13 protein-coding genes are annotated in these 17,141 nt (G+C 65.1%); 4 read left to right on the forward strand and 9 right to left on the reverse strand.

The features are described 5' to 3' along the window. Positions 1–16: 16 nt before the first annotated feature. Positions 17–340: a PilZ domain-containing protein gene (locus tag QX034_RS14165; RefSeq protein WP_315701988.1), complete on the forward strand. Its 324-nt coding sequence runs from the start codon at positions 17–19 to the stop codon at positions 338–340. Positions 341–829: 489 nt separating this feature from the next. Then, the gene (locus QX034_RS14170; protein WP_315701987.1) at positions 830–1,465 is read left to right on the forward strand and encodes a response regulator transcription factor; all 636 of its coding nucleotides are present in this window, start codon (positions 830–832) and stop codon (positions 1,463–1,465) included. A 54-nt stretch (positions 1,466–1,519) separates the two neighbouring features. Here the strand turns inward: QX034_RS14170 and QX034_RS14175 are convergent, their stop codons facing one another. The 3 genes from QX034_RS14175 to QX034_RS14185 form a co-directional block, all read right to left on the reverse strand. Further along, positions 1,520–5,146: a PAS domain S-box protein gene (locus tag QX034_RS14175; protein WP_316195490.1), complete on the reverse strand. Its 3,627-nt coding sequence runs from the start codon at positions 5,144–5,146 to the stop codon at positions 1,520–1,522. Then, positions 5,127–5,540 carry a response regulator gene (locus tag QX034_RS14180; protein ID WP_315765762.1) on the reverse strand — a complete coding sequence of 138 codons (414 nt, stop codon included), beginning with the start codon at positions 5,538–5,540 and terminating at the stop codon, positions 5,127–5,129. The genes QX034_RS14175 and QX034_RS14180 overlap by 20 nt, the downstream gene beginning before the upstream one ends. Before the next feature lie 101 nt (positions 5,541–5,641). Further along, on the reverse strand, positions 5,642–6,412 hold the full coding sequence (locus QX034_RS14185; protein ID WP_315701984.1) for a GntR family transcriptional regulator: 771 nt from the start codon (positions 6,410–6,412) through the stop codon (positions 5,642–5,644). 106 nt (positions 6,413–6,518) lie between these two features. Here QX034_RS14185 and araD point away from each other — a divergent pair, with 106 nt between their 5' ends. Both araD and QX034_RS14195 read left to right on the forward strand, forming a co-directional pair. Further along, on the forward strand, positions 6,519–8,258 hold the full coding sequence (gene araD / locus QX034_RS14190; protein WP_315701983.1) for an L-arabinonate dehydratase: 1,740 nt from the start codon (positions 6,519–6,521) through the stop codon (positions 8,256–8,258). A gap of 216 nt (positions 8,259–8,474) precedes the next feature. Then, complete coding sequence (locus QX034_RS14195; protein WP_315701982.1) at positions 8,475–9,194, forward strand: ribonuclease activity regulator RraA; 720 nt, start codon at positions 8,475–8,477, stop codon at positions 9,192–9,194. Positions 9,195–9,384: 190 nt separating this feature from the next. On the opposite strand, the gene QX034_RS14200 is transcribed toward QX034_RS14195, so the two are convergent. The 6 genes from QX034_RS14200 to QX034_RS14225 all read right to left on the reverse strand — a co-directional run bounded on the left by QX034_RS14200 (position 9,385) and on the right by QX034_RS14225 (position 16,760). Then, positions 9,385–9,945 (reverse strand): flavin reductase family protein, encoded by a 561-nt coding sequence (locus QX034_RS14200; RefSeq protein ID WP_315701981.1) that lies wholly within the window; start codon positions 9,943–9,945, stop codon positions 9,385–9,387. Positions 9,946–9,989: 44 nt separating this feature from the next. Further along, positions 9,990–10,706 (reverse strand): 2-phosphosulfolactate phosphatase, encoded by a 717-nt coding sequence (locus QX034_RS14205; RefSeq protein ID WP_315732666.1) that lies wholly within the window; start codon positions 10,704–10,706, stop codon positions 9,990–9,992. Then, positions 10,706–12,805, reverse strand: a complete 2,100-nt coding sequence (locus QX034_RS14210; RefSeq protein WP_315701979.1) for a S9 family peptidase — start codon at positions 12,803–12,805, stop codon at positions 10,706–10,708. The genes QX034_RS14205 and QX034_RS14210 overlap by 1 nt, the downstream gene beginning before the upstream one ends. Before the next feature lie 9 nt (positions 12,806–12,814). Beyond that, positions 12,815–14,020 carry a pyridoxal-phosphate-dependent aminotransferase family protein gene (locus QX034_RS14215; protein WP_315701978.1) on the reverse strand — a complete coding sequence of 402 codons (1,206 nt, stop codon included), beginning with the start codon at positions 14,018–14,020 and terminating at the stop codon, positions 12,815–12,817. 139 nt (positions 14,021–14,159) lie between these two features. Next, the gene (locus QX034_RS14220) at positions 14,160–14,885 is read right to left on the reverse strand and encodes a thermonuclease family protein (protein ID WP_315701977.1); all 726 of its coding nucleotides are present in this window, start codon (positions 14,883–14,885) and stop codon (positions 14,160–14,162) included. Positions 14,886–15,035: 150 nt separating this feature from the next. Continuing rightward, complete coding sequence (locus QX034_RS14225; RefSeq protein ID WP_316195492.1) at positions 15,036–16,760, reverse strand: hypothetical protein; 1,725 nt, start codon at positions 16,758–16,760, stop codon at positions 15,036–15,038. Between the last annotated feature and the right edge of the window lie 381 nt (positions 16,761–17,141).

Here is a 17,141-nt window from a genome sequence, read left to right on the forward strand (position 1 = left end):
AGGTCAGGACACGACGATGTCTGACGAAAACAAAGGTACGGAGCGCGTCACCTTCAGCCGGGGTTATGACGTCTGCATCATGGGTATCGACGGCACGTGGCGGCGCGACTGCCAGCTGAATGCCATATCCGACAACGATGCTGTGCTGACGGTCGAAGGCTCGATCCAGGGGCTCAATCTCAAGGAATTCTTCCTGCTCCTATCGTCGACCGGGCTTGCCTACCGCCGCTGCGAACTCGTGCGCGTAAACGGCGCGGAGATGGACATCCAGTTCATCAAGGGCAAGAACAAGAAGAAGCGCTCGAGCGCGTCCGCCGCCCAGGACGCGATGAGCGGCTGAGCGCGGCGTTTCCTATCTTGCGATTTGCGGGCCGTGGTCGCGAACCGCGCGTCCCGATTGGGCCGCGGAGATTTGCTTCGGCACGATCGCCGTGTCGCTCATCTTTGTGCGGGATCACTCGGCATCGAGCTGCAGACTCTCTCCAAGCCGGCGATCTCGCAGCGCCATGCATTCAGCCAGCCGATCGCGGCAAGGCTGCACTCGGCCGGTCGCGCCGACGACACGGATGCTGGCGCGAACGCGTCGGATCAGGGGTCTGCACGTCGGAGGTTGCGGAATTGGAACTTCGGTTCTCGCAAGGCAGCATCACGACACCCGGCACCGCCGGTTCCGATATTCCCCTCTCCCTGGGGCATTCGTCGGCCGCCCGCTACTACTTGTGGGCTATGGTTCTGAGCCGTACGAATACGGATGCACAAAACGCCATTGGAGTATGGTATCATAAAATGTGTTTCTATGATTTCTGCTCTCTATGCCGAGTGATCGCACATGGCTGAACAAACAACTTCCAGGGGTGAGATTTTTGTCGTCGATGACGACCCTGCCGTGCGTGATACCCTGTCGATGGTCTTGTCGGCCGGCGGCTATGACGTGATCTGCTTTGCGGACGGCGCTGCGTTGTTGGCGGTTGCCAGAACCAGGACGCCGGCCTGCATCCTGCTCGATGTGCATATCCCGGGAAAATCCGGGCTCGATATTCTCAAGGAACTCCATGGCGAGGATTATCCGGCGCCGATCTTCATGATCTCCGGGCAGGGCGACATCGCCATGGCGGTGAATGCCATCAAGAACGGCGCGCTCGACTTCATCGAGAAGCCGTTCCGCGGCAGTGAAATTGTCGAGCGGCTGAACGAGGCGATCGGCGCCTTTGCCCGCCGGCAAAAGGAGAATGCGAATCCAAAGATCGGCTCGCTGCATTTCCCCGGGCGGGAGCCGCTGACCCGGCGCGAGCGCGAAGTGCTGGAACAGTTTACCGCCGGCGCCTCGAACAAGGAAGCCGGCCGCACGCTCGGTATCAGCCCGCGGACGATCGAGGATCACCGCGCCAACATCATGAAGAAGCTCGGCGCGCGGAATGCGGCGGACCTGATCCGCATCGTCATGACGGCCTCGCGCGCCTCCTGAGCCGGAGCCAAGCCTCCGGCACGCCAACGTGCGTCGGCTCTCCCAGGTCGGCTCCTACGTCTCGACTCTCGCCTCTGCAGCCAGCGCCTTGCGAATCATCCTGGCAAGTTCCGACTTGCGATAAGGCTTGGCGAGCAGCAGGATCCCGGAGTCCAACCGGCCGTGATGCACCACGGCATTCTCGGTGTAGCCGGAGGTGAACAGCACCTTCTGGCCCGGCCGGAGCTGCTGAATCTCGGACGCCAGCTGACGTCCGTTCATGGAGCCGGGCATGATGATGTCGGTGAACAGCAGATCGAACGGCTCGCCGGAGCGCGCGATCGACAGCGCTTCGGTCGCATTCGCAGCCTCCAGGGTGGCGTAACCGAGCGAATGCAGTTGCGCGAGCACGTAGCCGCGCACCAGGCGGTCATCCTCGACCACGAGGATCGTTTCGTTGCCACCCTCGATCGGCAGCGAGGTTGCCTTCGCAGCAGCGGCGACACCACTGCGGCCGGGCGGCAGATACATCCTGATCGTGGTGCCGTGGCCTTCCTCGCTGTAGATCCTGATATGCCCGGCGGATTGCTTGACGAAACCGTAGACCATCGAAAGTCCGAGGCCGGTTCCCTTGCCCGGGCCCTTGGAGGTGAAGAACGGGTTGAACACCTTGTCGAGGATGGCCGAGGGAATTCCGGTGCCGCTGTCGCTGACGGCGATCATCGCATAGCGGCCCGGCCGGACGTCGTCGTACAGGCTGGCATAGGTCTCGTCGAGGTCGGCCCAGCCGGTCTCCAGGATCAGCTTGCCGCCGTTGGGCATCGCGTCGCGGGCGTTGAGCGCCAGGTTGATGATGGCGGTCGCGAGCTGGTTGGGGTCGACATGGGCGACGCAGCTCTCGTCCTGGAACACCGATTCGATTTCGATCTGCTCGCCCAAGGTCGGCCGGAGCAGCTTGGCGGTATCGATCACCAGCGTGTTGATGTCGATCTCGCGCGGTTGCAACGGCTGCCGTCGCGCAAAGGCCAGCAATTGCTGGGTCAGGGCGGCGCCCCGTCCCGCCGCCTCGTCGATCATCTTGGTGATCGCGGCGAGCTGCGGCTCCTTGGCGACGGCGCCGGCGAGGATCTCGATCGTGCCGGTGATGACAGTCAGGATGTTGTTGAAGTCGTGGGCGATGCCGCCGGTGAGCTGGCCGATCGCCTCCATCTTCTCCGATTGGCGGATGCGCTCTTCCGCGGCGATCTTGTCGGTGAGGTCGCGGAAGAATCCGTTGAACACGAACCCGCTGCGGGTCTTCAGGGCCGTGACGCTCAATTCGGCCTTGAATTCCCGGCCGTCGCGCCGGCGCACCATGATCTCTCGGCGGCGGCCGCCGACGAGCCCGTCGCTGCCGCCGGTCAGCAGCACCCGCCCGAGTGCCGCTCGGAGTTCATCGCGGTCCTGATCGACGGAGATCAGGTCGAAGACGTCCTTGCCCAGGATCTCCGCGCGCGGCCAGCCGAAGATCTTCTCGGCCTGTGAATTCCAGTTGAGAACACTGCCTCTGTCGTCGATCTGGACGAAGGCGTCGAGCGCGGTCTCGACGATATTGCGGGCCAGTTGCTCGCTCTCGCGCAGGGTCTCCTGCGCAAGCCGGCTTTCGGTCATGTCGCGGCCGATGAAGAAATGCCGCTGCACCGGTTCGGACCAGCTCGCCGTCCAGGACAGCGTCACGACCCGGCCGTCCTTGTGCATGTAGCGGGAGTCAGAGCCTCGCGCGCGTTGGCCCCGGCGCGAGGCGCGCATCTCACCGCGCGCCTTCTTGAGATCGTCGGGATGAAGAAAATCGGCGGCGCTCCGACCGATCATCTCCGCCGGAGTATAGCCCAGGATGGTTTCCGCGCTCGGGCTCACCTGGACCAGCATGCCCTTGCGGTCGGTAATCAGGATGAGGTCCTGCGAGCTCTCGAAGATGCGGCGCCGTTCTTCGGTCTGCTGGCGCAGTGCCTGTTCGGTCCTGCGGCTCTCGGTGATGTCGCGGGCGATCATCGACGCGCCGGTGATCTGCCCGGACGGTGATTTGATCGGCGCGATGCTGAGCGAAACCTGGATCGGCGAGCCGTCTTTGCGGAGCCGAATCGTCTCGTATTGCTGGATGCGCTCGCCGCGGCCGACCCGCGCCAGAATGTCCCGGCCCTCGCAGATCCGGTCGGCAGGCAGGATCAAGTCGATGTTGCGTCCGACGGCTTGCTGGGCCGAGTAGCCGAACACCTGCTCGGCAGCCGGGTTCCAGCCGGTGATGGTGCCGTCGAGCGATTCGGTGAGGATCGCATCGCTGGAGGATTCGACAGCCGCGCTGTAGAGGCGCTCGCGCTCCGCGAAATGGTCGCGGGCGGCCTCGGTCAGGTAATGCTCCTGCACCTCGCGCTCGAGTTCGGCGGTCTTGGCCCGGACCTCCTCCATGACGCGGGCGAAGGCGCGCGCCAGCACGCCGGTTTCGCCGCCGGCCTCGACGGGAATGGTCACGGCCTCGCCACGGCCGATGCCCTCGATCGCCGCGGTCAGCTGATTGATGGGCCGCGTCAGCGAGCGCGCGACGAGGAACGCCAGCGCGGCCGCGCAGAGCATGGCGATGAGACCGACGCCGAGAGCGGTTTTGCGAATGGCAACGGCCGGACCCATGAAGGTGGTGTTTGGAATGGTTTCGATGACGGCCACCCATTCCTGGCCTGCGAGCAAGGCGGGCGCGAAGGCGATCCCGTCCGGTCTGCCGTGCGCGTCATGGATAATGCGCGCAAACGTCTCTGTCGTGCCGGTTGCGGCAGCGAGCGAGGGAAAGTCATCCTGCCATTTCGTGGAGTTGCCGCGCTTGGAGGCAAACTCGCGGTCCGAATCCGGATGGAAGAGATAGTCGCCGCGCGCGTTGACCACATAGAGCTGCGCTCCCGGGCGGGCGGCCGCCCGCAGATGCGCAAAGATCGGACGCATGTCGACGTCGATCATGAGAACGCCGAACGGCTTGCCATCCGGCGCGAAGACGGGCGTTCCGACGCAGAGCATCGGAACGCCGGTCTTCGGGTCGGTCGTGTTGCCGTCCAAGATCACCGGCGAGATGTGGATCTGCCCGGGCGCGAGGCGCAGCGTCTCATTAATGTAAGGACGGTCGCCGCGTTCGATCAGCTCGCCCTCCGGAACGATCCGGACGCTGTGGTTCGGCCCGAGACGGTCGACACGGATGAGTTCACGCCGGTTGTTCTCCAGGCCGACCAGGCGGAACATGGCGTAGGTGGGCTCGGCCTGCAGTTCGGAAAAAAAGCGTAGCGCCACCCGTTCGCGCCAGGACTGGGCCGAGAGCCCTTCGCGCGGATCGAGGCCGCCAGCCATCATGGTGCGGATCAGCGTCGCTATGCTCGGGTCGGCGCGATAGCTCGCAAGATCGTTGCGCGCGCCGCCGACATAGGATTCCAGCTCGGTGGCCATCAGCCGTGCATGTGCTTCGACGCGATCCAGCGCGCGCGGCAACAATCCCTGCTCCAGGCTGCGATAGCCCAACCAGCCAACGGCGAACACGGCAATCGCTACCAGGAGGATCATCGCGACGGCGAGCCGGGTCGTCAGGGCCATCCGCTGCCAAGCCGCAACGACGCCTGGACGGTGCGTCCCTGGCGTCGACGGCTGGTCCCGCGAGCTGCTCTGGGCGTCAGGAATTCGGAAGAGCATCGTGACCCGGCTTGCAATTGCCAGCGGGGCTGGCGGAGGCGAGGCCGTCGGCAATCAGTGCCAGTAGCGTCGCCGGCTTGAACTGTTTTGGCAGAGCGGATACGGCAGCGAGCTTCATGACCATGGTACGATAATCCGCCTCCGGGAGCGAGTCCGCTGTGTGCCGCCGGCCGGAGGTCATGATGATCGGGACATCGGGGCGTCGTTTCACGATTCGTCGCACCATTTGATGCCCGTCCATGAACCTATCCACGAACGTGTCGAGCGCCAGCAGATCGAAGTCCTCAGTTCGAAATCCGGACAATGCCTTTTGGCCGTCTTCGCCAACCCGTAACGGCATGCCCCGCCTGCTCCGGCGCCCGCCGGATCGTCGGCGGAATGACCAGGTCGTCATCTACGACCAGTATCTTTGCCACGGCCCCTCATCCCGATTCGGCTGGTACACCAACGGGCAGTTGCAAAAGCTTTGCCCAAATCGTGGCGAGCTGCAAGCATTTAGCCGTCCGCGGGACCGCCTTGCGAGCGACTCGCAGCGGGGGGGGATCCCGCGAGGTAATTGGGGTGAAGGTCGCGGATCCTGGCGAGGTCGCTCAGCGTGCCGGAGAGATGGACCCTCAGATGCATCTGCGCCTCGTCTGGTCTGCCTTCGCCGATCGATCGGGCGATCAGGCGGTGGTGGCGCAGGATGTCCTGCGCCTTGCCGGACGACGGCAGATGCAGCCGCCGCAATCGGTCGATATGGCCGCTGCGGCTGCGCACCAGCACCCAAAGCTCGCGCTTGTCGGCTGCGGCATAGAGTGCGGCGTGGAATTCGTTATCCGCGGCCATGAAGGATTCGAGGTCGCCGTTCTTGGCAAAGCCCCGCTGCCGCGCGATCAGGTCGTACAGGTGAGCCACGAGGTCGGCATCCGGCGAGAGCGCGAGCAGCCGCACGATCTCGAGCTCCAGCGCCTGCCTGAGAAAGTGCGCCTGCTCGGCCGAGCGGACGTCGATCCGGCTCACCAGCGTCGCATGCTGCGGAAACACGTCCACCAGGCCTTCCTCGGCCAGCCGCATCAGGGCGTCGCGGATCGGGGTCGAACTCAAGCCGAACTCCGCGGCAAGTTCCGCGCGCGACAGCGGCGTGCCCGGCGGCAGGGTCAAACTCGTGATCAGGTCGCGCAACCGCTCGAACACTTGCGGCGCCGCCCGGCGGCTGCGGTCGAGCCGGTTGTTGCTCGATCTTGATGGGATGGCAGGGCGTGGTGCCGCCGATGGAGGGGCCATGGTCCGATGCTTCGCCGCGGTGCTTGCCATAGATGTACTAATGCATTAGTGCATCTATGGCTCGGCCGTCAAGAAGCAGCCGGGATGACAGGGGAGGACGTCCATCATGAGCGGCTCACGCAAGCGTCCCGAGGAACTGCGCAGCGCGCGCTGGTTCGCACCCGACGACCTTCGATCCTTCGGCCACCGCTCGCGCGTGATGCAGATGGGTTATGCGCAGGAGGAGTGGAAAGGCCGTCCGCTGATCGCGATCATCAACACCTGGTCCGATGCGCAGCCCTGCCACATGCATTTCAAGTCGCGGGTCGACGACGTCAAGCGCGGAGTATTGATGGCGGGCGGCCTGCCGATTGAGCTGCCGGCGCTATCGCTCTCGGAATCGCTGCTGAAGCCGACCACCATGCTCTATCGCAACATGCTGGCGATGGATGTCGAGGAGCTGCTGCGCAGCCATCCGATCGACGGTGTCGTGCTGATGGGCGGCTGCGACAAGACCACGCCGGCGCTCCTGCTCGGCGCCACCAGCATGAACCTGCCCGCGATCTATCTGCCGGCCGGGCCGATGTTGCGCGGCAATTGGAAGGGCAGGACGCTCGGATCGGGCTCGGATGCCTGGAAATATTGGGACGAGCGGCGGGCAGGGAAATTGTCCGAAAGAGACTGGGACACGATGGAGGCGGGCATCGCGCGCAGCCACGGCACCTGCATGACCATGGGCACCGCCTCCACCATGACCGCGATCGCGGAGGCGATCGGCATGACCCTGCCGGGCGCGTCCTCGATTCCGGCCGCGGATGCCGAGCACATCCGTATGAGTTCGGCGTGCGGCCGCCGCATCGTCGAGATGGTGTGGGAGGATCTGACGCCTGCGAAGATCCAGACCCGTGCGGCGTTCGAGAACGCGATCGCGGTGGCGATGGCGATGGGCTGCTCGACCAATGCCATCATCCATGTCATCGCGCAGGCGCGCCGCGCCGGCGCCGACATCGGGCTCGACGATTTCGAGACGGCAAGCCGCAAGGTGCCGGTGCTCGCCAATGTCCGGCCGAGCGGCGACGCCTATCTGATGGAAGATTTCTACTATGCGGGTGGCTTGCGCGCATTGATGAGCCGCATCGTCGAGCACCTTCATCTCGATTGCTTGACCGTGAACGGGCAGACGCTCGGCGAGAACATCGCCGATGCCGAAGTCTATAATGACGACGTCATCCGTCCGGCCTCGAATCCGATCTACCGCGAAGGTGCGCTCGCGGTGCTCAAGGGCAACCTCGCGCCCGATGGCTGCGTCATCAAGCCGTCAGCCTGCGATCCGCGCTTCCTCAAGCATACCGGGCCGGCGCTGGTGTTCGACGATTATCCGTCGATGAAGAAGGCGATCGACGATCCCGATCTCGATGTCACGCCTGACCATGTGCTGATCCTGCGCAATGCGGGGCCGCAAGGCGGTCCCGGCATGCCTGAATGGGGCATGCTGCCGATCCCGACCAAGCTGGTGAAGCAGTGCGTGCGCGACATGGTGCGTCTGTCGGACGCGCGCATGAGCGGCACCAGCTACGGCGCCTGCATCCTGCATGTCGCGCCGGAGGCCTATGTCGGTGGGCCGCTTGCCTTGGTGAGGAACGGGGATTTAATCAACCTCGACGTTGCCGCGCGCACCATCGATCTCGATGTGTCCGAGGAAGAACTTGCGCGTCGGCGGGCCGAATGGACCCCGCCGGCGCCGCGCTTCGAACGTGGCTATGGCTGGATGTTCGCCCGCCACATCAAGCAGGCCAATGACGGCTGCGATTTCGACTTCCTCGAGACCGGCTTCGGCCCGCCCGTGGGCGAGCCGGCGATTTATTAGTTCGTTGCGCGGCGAGGCAGTGTTCTCGCCCCAACCGCGGTGCGCTCCCTCCCCCCTTGTGGGGGAGGGCTGGGGAGGGGGTAGCCCCAGGCGACACCACCGATGTGGCCCCCCACCCATAGCCGAAGCTCTGCTTCGGCGTCTCCTAACGAAGCCGGCCGCGAACACGGCCGGTTGCCCTCCCCGCAAGGGGGAGGGGAGTGTAGCGAGCAGGACATGACCAAACTCAGCGACGTCACCCGCAACAAGCTCAAGACCGTTTCCACCGCCACCGTCGCGACCGCGCTGTTCAAGCGCGGCCTGCGCATCCAATGCGTCCAGAACGTTCATCCCCTGAACCCGGAGCAGCCCACTATGGTCGGTGAGGCCTTCACGCTGCGCTACATCCCGGCGCGCGAGGACCTCAACACCATCGAGGTGTTTCGCGACCGCAGCCATCCGCAGCGGAAGGCCGTGGAGGATTGCCCGCCCGGCGCGGTGCTGGTGATGGACAGCCGCAAGGATCCGCGGGCGGCCTCGGCGGGTGCGATCCTGGTGAGCCGGCTCAAGCAGCGCGGCGTCGCCGGCGTCGTCACCGACGGCGGTTTTCGCGATGCGGCCGATATCGCCAAGCTCGGCATTCCCGCCTTCCATCAGCGGCCGAGCGCGCCGACCAATCTCACCCTGCATCATGCGATCGAGATCAACGGGCCGATCGCCTGCGGCGATGCGCCGGTGTTCCCCGGCGACGTGATCCTGGGCGATGCCGATGGCGTCATCGTCATTCCGGCCCATCTCGCCGACGAGATCGCTGATGAGACCTTCGAGATGACCGCGTTCGAAGATTTCGTCGCGGAGGAGGTGGCGAAGGGCCGCTCGATTCTCGGGCTTTATCCTGCCACGGATACGCAAACGCCGACTGACTTTGCAGCCTGGCGGAAGAGGAACGGGCGATAGCCATTCACTCCGTCGTCGTCCCGGGCAAGCGCGTCAGCGCGCCGACCCGGGACCCATAACCCCAGGGCGTAGTTCTTACGCAGAACGCCGTTCCTTCGTGCTCCCTATCGGCTACGGTGGTTATGGGTCCCGGGTCTTCGCCCGAGACGACAGCGGTGCTGGTGCTGGCTTGATCGCGCCTCAGCAGAGCTCACAACATCTCCGGCCGAAACAGCTTCCTGAACTTCCGGGTCTCCTCACCCGAGATCATGAACTCACCGTCGCCGCGATAGTGGATCGTCTTCGGCGTCTTCGGCCTGGTCGCGACGTGTGCCTTCACCACTTCGAACACGAAGACGTTGTACTTCGTGACCCAGCTCGTATCGGCCAGCCGGCATTCGAAATTAGCGTAGCATTCCGCAATTAGCGGCGCTGCGACCATCTCGGCGGGTGCGGCCGTGAGGCCGAACGCGGTGAACTTGTCGATGTCGCGGCCGGACGAATTACCGATGCGGACGACCTTGTCGGCGAGATCGACCGTGGGCAAGTTGATCACGCATTGCCGGCTCTTCCGTATCAGCTCGAAGCTATGATTGGCCGATGAGATGCAGCAGCCGATCAGGGCCGGCTGAAACTCCATCATCATGTGCCAGGCCATGGTCATGATGTTGGTCTGGCCCTTATGGGCGGAACTGACCAGCACGACCGGGCCGGGCTCGAGGAAGCGCCGGACATTGCGAACCGGGAAATCGGCTTTGCGATAGGTCGGCATGCGATCTGCTTCCGCGCCTCGATGCTCCGCGGGCGATGAAACTGTCAGGCTGCAAGGTGTGAAAGGTCTCTCCGCGCCACCAGCCGGCCGTCTTCCTTCGAAATGCGCACAGCGAAGTCGTAGCGGTCAATGTCGATGGCGATATCCAGATCTTCGGGATGCAGATGCGGCTTGGCTGGATCGCGAAAATCTGGGATCTGAGGGCCCGCCAGAATGACGTTGCGCGTGCCAGCAATGCAGCCCGGTCTGCCCTGCAGCAGATTGCGCAGGTGGATGGCGCAGAGTTCGTCTTCGTCGGTCCGGATCTCGCCGTTCATACCCATTGCCACCAGCGAGACCCGAGCAGGCGCATGTCTTGTGACGGCTTGCGCGGTTGCCTTCGCCGTCACCAGCGATCCTGCATACAGCTGCGTCGCCTGCTTGGCCGCGACGATGCCTCGGGTGCCGGCGCTAGTGCGCTGGATGACGGTGATCCCGTCGAGCAGCGCCTGTGAGGCGTCGAACGGTGAATTGCCGAGATCGAAGCCGTTGGGCTTATGGCCGCCGACTTCGCCCATGCAGATCTGGCCGACGCCGGCGGCGCGTAACCTGAGCGCTTCCTCGACGGTGTCGACCATGATGATCTTCGTAGCGCCTCGCGCGAGCGCCACGGCGGCCGTGGTGAACGCGCGGAACACATCGATGATAACGACCGCGCCTTGCGCGCGTTCCGCGCCGGTAATCAGGCTATCGAGGCGGATGTCCATGGTCTCTCCGCCCATCAGGCGTTCTTGTCCGCCAGCCCCACCGCCCACAACGCAAACGCATAGACGATCGCGACCTCGTCGAGCCGGTTGAAGCGCCCCGAGGCGCCGCCATGGCCGGCGCCCATATTGGTTCGCAACAGCACCGGGCCGCCGGAGGTCATGGTGGCGCGCAGCCGCGCGATCCATTTGGCCGGCTCCCAATAGGTGACGCGGGGATCGGTCAGTCCGGCCATTGCGAGAATGGCGGGATAGGGCTTTGCCGCCACGTTGTCGTAGGGCGAGTAGGACAGGATGGCACGGAAGTCCTTCTCGCTCTCGATCGGATTGCCCCATTCCGGCCATTCCGGCGGGGTGAGCGGCAGCGTGTCGTCGAGCATGGTGTTGAGCACGTCGACGAACGGCACTTCGGCGACGATGCCGGCGAACAATGCGCCGGCGCGGTTGGCGACCGCGCCCATCAGCATGCCGCCGGCGCTGCCGCCATGGCCGACGATGCGCTTCTCGCTGGTGTAGTTGGCCGCGATCAGCGCGCGGGCGCAGGATATGAAATCCTCGAAGCTGTTGGGCTTCTTCTCGCGCTTGCCGTCGAGATACCAGCCCCAGCCCTTGTCGGTGCCGCCGCGGATATGCGCGATCGCATAGACGAAGCCGCGATCGACCAGCGACAGCCGGTTGACGTTGAACGAGGCCGGGATCGCGTGACCGTAGGAGCCGTAGCCATAGAGCAGCAGCGGCGCCTTGCCGTCCTGCACGAAGTCGCGCCGGCGCAGGAGCGAGATCGGCACCTCGGCGCCGTCATGCGCTTTGGCCATGATGCGGGTCGTGACGTAGTCGGCCGGGTTGTGGCCGGATGGAATCTCCTGCCGCTTGCGCAAGGTCCTGGTGCGCGTGACCATGTCGTAGTCGTAGACCTCCGACGGCGTCGTCATCGACGAGTAGGAGAAGCGCAGCGTCGTCGTGTCGAACTCGTAGGAGCCCATCGCATCGAGCGAGTAGGCGGCCTCGTCGAACGCGATCGCGTGCTCCTCGCCGCTGGTGAGGTCGCGGATCACGATCGACGGCAGCGCGTTGGCGCGCTCCAGCCGCACCAGATGACCCGCATAGAGATCGTGGTCGAGCACATAGACGCCGGCGCGGTGTGGGATGAGGTCGCGCCAATTGGCGCGCTCGGGCGAAGCCAGCGGTGCCGTCACGATCTTGAAGTCGATTGCGTCGTCGGCATTGGTCAGGATGAGCAGTTCGTCGCCGCGATCGGCGATCGAATATTGCACGCCGCTCTGGCGCGCTGCGACCAGCCGCGGCGGCGCGTCGGGATTGGCGAGATCGATCAGCCGCTGCTCGGAGGTCTCGTGATCGCCGCCGGCAATCACGCAGAACCGGCCGGAGGTCGATTCGTGCACATGGGTGAACCAGCCGGTGTCGTGCTCCTCATAGACCAGCACGTCGTCGGCCTGCGCCGTGCCGAGCCGGTGGCGCCACACCTGCATGGGACGGTGATTGTCGTCGAGCTTGACGTAGAAGAAGCTCTTGCAGTCGAGCGTCCAGACCACGCCGCCGTCGGTCTCCTCGACGAGGTCGTCATGGTCCTTGCAGCTCTCCCAGTCGCGCACCCGGATCGAAAAATATTCCGAGCCGTTGATATCGGCGCTCCAGGCCACGAGCTTGTGGTCATACGAATGACGGCTGCCGCCGAACTTGAAGTAGTCGTGGCCCTTGGCCAGCTCGTCGCCGTCGAGCGCGATCTGCTCGGCGCCGCCGTTGCGCGGCATGCGGCCGAACATCTCATGCTGGCCGCCCTCGCGGAATTTGCGGAAATAGGCGTAAGGGCCGTCCGGCGAGGGCACCGAGGAATCGTCCTCCTTGATACGCCCGCGCATCTCCGCGACCAATTTCTTCTGCAGCGGCGCGGTGTGGCCGAGCACGCTGTCCGCATAGGTGTTCTCCGCCTCGAGATAGCGGCGGATGTCGGCATCGAGCTGCGACGGATCGTGCAGCACCTCCTGCCAGTTCGCATCCTTCAGCCAGGCGTAGTCGTCCGCCACGGTGATGCCGTGGCGGGTGAAGGAATGCGGGCGGCGCGGCGCCACCGGCGCCTGTTCGGAGGTCTTGCTCATCTGTTCCCTTTACAACGGGCTTTCGCCGGTGGGGCTGACATTCGCGCCGAGCCATTGGATGGCGGCATCGAGGCCGCCTCTGCCATGCGGGATCTTCAACGCTATCAGCGCCATTTCGATCACGCCGAGCGTGCCCAACACCATCGGCGCGTTGACGTGGCCCATATGGGCGATTCGGAAGGCCTGGCCCTGCAGGTCGCCGATGCCGACGCCGAGCACGACGCCGCACTGCTCCTTGCAGTAGCGCTTCAAGATCTCCGGGTCATAGCCGCCGCCTACCAGCACGGTGGTCACCGTGTTGGAACGTTCCGACGGCTCGGCAATGTTGAAGCCCAGCACCTGGCCTTCGCTCCACACATTGACGGCGCGCCGTACGGCCTCGCCGAGCAGGCGGTGGCGCCGGAACGCATGTTCGAGTCCTTCGGCGAACAGCATGTCGATGGCTTGGCGCAGCGCGAACAACAGATGCACCGGCGCGGTGCCGCCATATTTGCGGTAGTGCTCGGCGCCTTCGCGCTCGCTCCAGTCCCAATAGGGCGTGCGCAGATTGGCCTTCTTATGCACCTCGAGCGCGCGCGCATTGGCGGCGACGAAGCCGAGGCCGGGCGGCGTCATCAGGCCCTTCTGCGAGCCGGACATCGCGACGTCGATGCCCCAGCCATCCATCTGGAACGGCATGCAGCCCAGCGAAGCCACCGTATCGACCATATACAGCGCCGGATGGCCGGCCGCCTTGATCGCCTTGCCGATCGCCTCGATGTCGTTGACCACGCCCGAGGCGGTGTCGACCTGCGCGACCACGATCGCCTTGATGCTGTGGTCCTTGTCGGCGCGCAGCCGCTGCTCCACCTCGGCCGGGCGCACCGCGCGACGCCAGTCGCCCTTGAGCACCTCGACCTCGGCGCCCATCGCGCGCGCCGCATGGCCCCAGCCGACCGCAAAGCGTCCGCTTTCGAGCACCAAGAGCTTGTCGCCGCGTGACAGCACGTTGGAGAGCACGGCTTCCCAGGCGCCATGACCGTTGGCGATGTAGATGTAGGTCTTGCCCTTGGTCGCGAACAGCTTGCCGAGATCGGCCATCAGGCTGTCGGTCAGATTGACCATCTGCTCCGAATAGATGTCGAGCGCCGGCCGGTGCATGGCCTGCAGCACCTCGTCGGGCATCGTGGTGGGTCCGGGGATGGCCAGAAATTCCCGGCCCGCGCGAACGGTCATTGCGATTGTCCTTGCAAGTTTCAGGTGACGGGGCCCGCATAACCCGGATCGGGCCGCGCTGGTTTTACGCGTCGCGGTCGCTCAAGAAAAGCCGGAGTTGACGAGGGGCTGGCATTCGCGCGCCGCGTCGCCGCCGAGGTCAGCGCCGCGTCTCACGGCATCCTGCGGCTTCCGCCTCTTCCACCGAGCAGAACCAGCGGGTGCCCTTGGCGATCCGCATTTTGATCTGCGCATACCAGCGGCTCGACGGCGTGTGATAAATGCATTCGCCGGCGCCGTTGACATTGCCCTTGATGGTGCAATCGGGCGAGGGCGCGACCGGTCCGGAGGCGGAGGCGAGCAGCACGGCGCTGGCATTGTCCGGCGGCTTGGTGGCGCCGAGAATGGCGGTCTTCTTGTTGCGCACGCGCCAATCCCAGGGCGCGATGAACGCGCCTTGCCACATGCCGGCCTTGGCTTCGCGCGCCGCATGCTCGTCGGGTTCGTAGTCCTTGGACACGTGCGTATAGGCCAGCGCCCAGCCGTTGGCGACCAGCCATTTCTGGATGTCCTCGCCGTCGACCTCGCAGCGCGCGATCTGGCGCCCGCGGCGGTCGACCTGGCGAGGATGGCAGGTCCAGCTCTTGCCGTCGACGTGCTTGATCAGCTCGTCGCGCGCGGCGATCCCGCAGGTCCAGCGTTCGCTCTTGTTGCTGATGCAGAGCTGGTCGGTCGATGGCGCGTCGATGCCGCCGAGCCGGATGCGCGCATTGCCGATCTGGACCAGATCGGCCTGGCGGATCTTGGGTATGCCGCTGATGTCGGCGGCGGAGGCCAGCGAGGGCAGCAGAACGAGCAATAGCGTAGGAGCAATCTTCATCAACATGAACCGGGCCGTGCATCCGAAATGGTGACGCGGACTGCGATTGTGCTGCGGTTCCAGCCCTCGCGCCAGTTCCTTGTGAGGACTCTCCCTCAACTTCGCGCGATGCCAGCCCCCGGCTTCAGCGCAGCGTAAAGGGTTCTTTAAGCGCGATCACCGTGCCATCGCCCGCCGCGCCAAAGCGAGGCCCATCAGCACGAAGGCCGAGGTCACCTCGGGGCCGCCGACCAGGATACGGGTCGGCGTCTTCATCTTGTTCCATTCATAGGCCCGGTAGGGATGGCGACGGCCGCCTTCGCCGAACCGGGTGACGATGCAATGCAGGGCGGGCACGAAGCTCGCGGTCGCGCCGCCGAGATGGCCGAGCGCAATCAGCGCCAGCGCCGCGTCGAACACGTTCATCTCGCGGCCGATCAGGTCGTCCTCGACATAGGCGAGCACGCGCGCGCGGATCAGGCCGAAGGCGCCGTCCGGATCGATCGCTTGTCGCGCCGGCGCGGGCAGCGCCATGAAGGCGGCGTAGCAGCGGCCGAAATAGGCGCAATAGAGCTCCGGCAGATAGTAGATGTGCGAGCGCGGATCGGCGAAGTCGCCGCTGACCACGAGGCGGAGCTGGAAGGCGACGATCCGCTTGACCGTCTCGAGCCGCTCGAGCGTCTCCAGGATCTTCCAGCGCGCCAGATTGCGGAACGAGACTTCGAGCACATCGAGATTGAGGGTAGGGTCGAGATCGTTGCCGAACGGCCGCTCGCCGGCGAGGCTGTCGATCCAGGTGGCGATGCCGCCGTCATAATCGATATCGTCGTTGATCGGCACTGTGACGCGCGGCTCGTTGCTGCCCGCGCGCACCTGATAGCCGGCGTAGAAATCGACCAGCGGCTGCTCGAGCATCGGATCGTCGGCGCCGGCCTGCGTCGCTGCCGAAATCGAGCACGCCGTGGTGTCGCAATCCGGCACATAGATGCCGAAGCCGAGATCCTGCTTGATCTGGGCGAAGAAGCGCGAGAAGCGCGGATGCGGCGCCGGCGCGAGCGCGGTGACGACGTCGTAGCTCGTGCCATCGGCGCCGCGCACCTGTTCGCGGCTGGTCTTCAGGCAGAACTCCACCATCGCCGCGATGGCGCCGCGCGCAGAGGCGATCTGCGCGGCGGATGGCAATCCGGTCTCGACGAAGGCGAGCAGGGCCTCGGTGAAGAACGCATCGTAATAGGCCGAGCGATGCCGGATCTGCACCGGCGCCCACATCGGTTCGGCGATGCCGCGCCATGACGGATTGACGATGCCTGCGGCCGGCGAGCGCGCGATGAAGACGCGGGCGAGGTTGAAGAGCAGCGTCGAGTTCTTGTAGCCGCGCGAGTTGAGGCCGGTCAGCGCCATCAGGAATTCGCGGCCCTTGAGGTCGGGGTCGCCGATCAGGTTGAAGGCGGCATAGGTCGGGATGAAGCCGTTGCGGGCAAAGGAGCCGAGCAGATCGGCGCCGCAGGCGCGGATCACGCGCTCGATTTCACCGGCGGCGGGCAGCTTGCAGGCTTCGCTTGCGGCCGGCGGCTGCGGATGGCGCAGCTCGAAACTGTCGATCAGGGCGGCGACCGGCAGGCCGACCGTCTCCCAATCCGGCTGTTCATCGTCCCGGGCCTGAACCAAAGCCTGGCGCAGCGCGTTGAGCTGGCTGGAATCCTTCAGCTCGGCCAGGCCGGTGCGTCGCAGCAGCGTGCGCAGCGCCGGATTGCCGATGGCCGTGCGGTAGAAATTGGCGATGTGCGGATCGCCGCTGCGCGGATGGTTCAGCACCGGGTCGCAGACGTCATAGAGCGACGGGCCGTCCTTGCGGGCCGTCAGGGCGCGATAGGCGGCACCGGCGAAGGCGTGCAGGTTCATCGGGCTGTCTTCTTGGGATGGCCGTCCGGCGGACACCGCCATCCGCGTAACCGCTGCGTCAGCCGTGCGCTCTTGGCGCAAGCCTGGCATGGCGTCCGAGGAAAGACAAATGTGACCGACATCACAGTTGGAACGCGAGGTTTAACGGCAATATGACACCCTCGAAATCTAACGGAGTCGGCTCAAGAGAACGCCAGGATGGTTAAATTCCTATGAATTTTCAAATGCTTGTAAAATCAACGGGAATTGCAGGTTGCCCGGCCGGGCCGATCGAGCTAAGGCTGTGCGCGTTGCGGCGCCGCAAATTGCGGACAATCCGACGACACATCGTCCCGCAACTCCTCAAAGCTCCGCAGCCTGGGCGCGACCAATGCGTGCGCA

Source organism: Bradyrhizobium sp. SZCCHNR3119, assembly GCF_032487775.1.
Classification (GTDB): Bacteria; Pseudomonadota; Alphaproteobacteria; order Rhizobiales; family Xanthobacteraceae; genus Bradyrhizobium.

Excerpts from the sequence above, each read along its gene's own strand:
- QX034_RS14165 (WP_315701988.1), top strand. The coding sequence starts at position 17 with ATGTCTGACGAAAACAAAGGTACGGAGCGCGTCACCTTCAGCCGGGGT.
- QX034_RS14170 (WP_315701987.1), top strand. The coding sequence starts at position 830 with ATGGCTGAACAAACAACTTCCAGGGGTGAGATTTTTGTCGTCGATGAC.
- QX034_RS14175 (WP_316195490.1), bottom strand. The coding sequence starts at position 5,146 with ATGCTCTTCCGAATTCCTGACGCCCAGAGCAGCTCGCGGGACCAGCCG.
- QX034_RS14180 (WP_315765762.1), bottom strand. The coding sequence starts at position 5,540 with ATGACGACCTGGTCATTCCGCCGACGATCCGGCGGGCGCCGGAGCAGG.
- QX034_RS14185 (WP_315701984.1), bottom strand. The coding sequence starts at position 6,412 with ATGGCCCCTCCATCGGCGGCACCACGCCCTGCCATCCCATCAAGATCG.
- araD (WP_315701983.1), top strand. The coding sequence starts at position 6,519 with ATGAGCGGCTCACGCAAGCGTCCCGAGGAACTGCGCAGCGCGCGCTGG.
- QX034_RS14195 (WP_315701982.1), top strand. The coding sequence starts at position 8,475 with ATGACCAAACTCAGCGACGTCACCCGCAACAAGCTCAAGACCGTTTCC.
- QX034_RS14200 (WP_315701981.1), bottom strand. The coding sequence starts at position 9,945 with ATGCCGACCTATCGCAAAGCCGATTTCCCGGTTCGCAATGTCCGGCGC.
- QX034_RS14205 (WP_315732666.1), bottom strand. The coding sequence starts at position 10,706 with ATGGGCGGAGAGACCATGGACATCCGCCTCGATAGCCTGATTACCGGC.
- QX034_RS14210 (WP_315701979.1), bottom strand. The coding sequence starts at position 12,805 with ATGAGCAAGACCTCCGAACAGGCGCCGGTGGCGCCGCGCCGCCCGCAT.
- QX034_RS14215 (WP_315701978.1), bottom strand. The coding sequence starts at position 14,020 with ATGACCGTTCGCGCGGGCCGGGAATTTCTGGCCATCCCCGGACCCACC.
- QX034_RS14220 (WP_315701977.1), bottom strand. The coding sequence starts at position 14,885 with ATGTTGATGAAGATTGCTCCTACGCTATTGCTCGTTCTGCTGCCCTCG.
- QX034_RS14225 (WP_316195492.1), bottom strand. The coding sequence starts at position 16,760 with ATGAACCTGCACGCCTTCGCCGGTGCCGCCTATCGCGCCCTGACGGCC.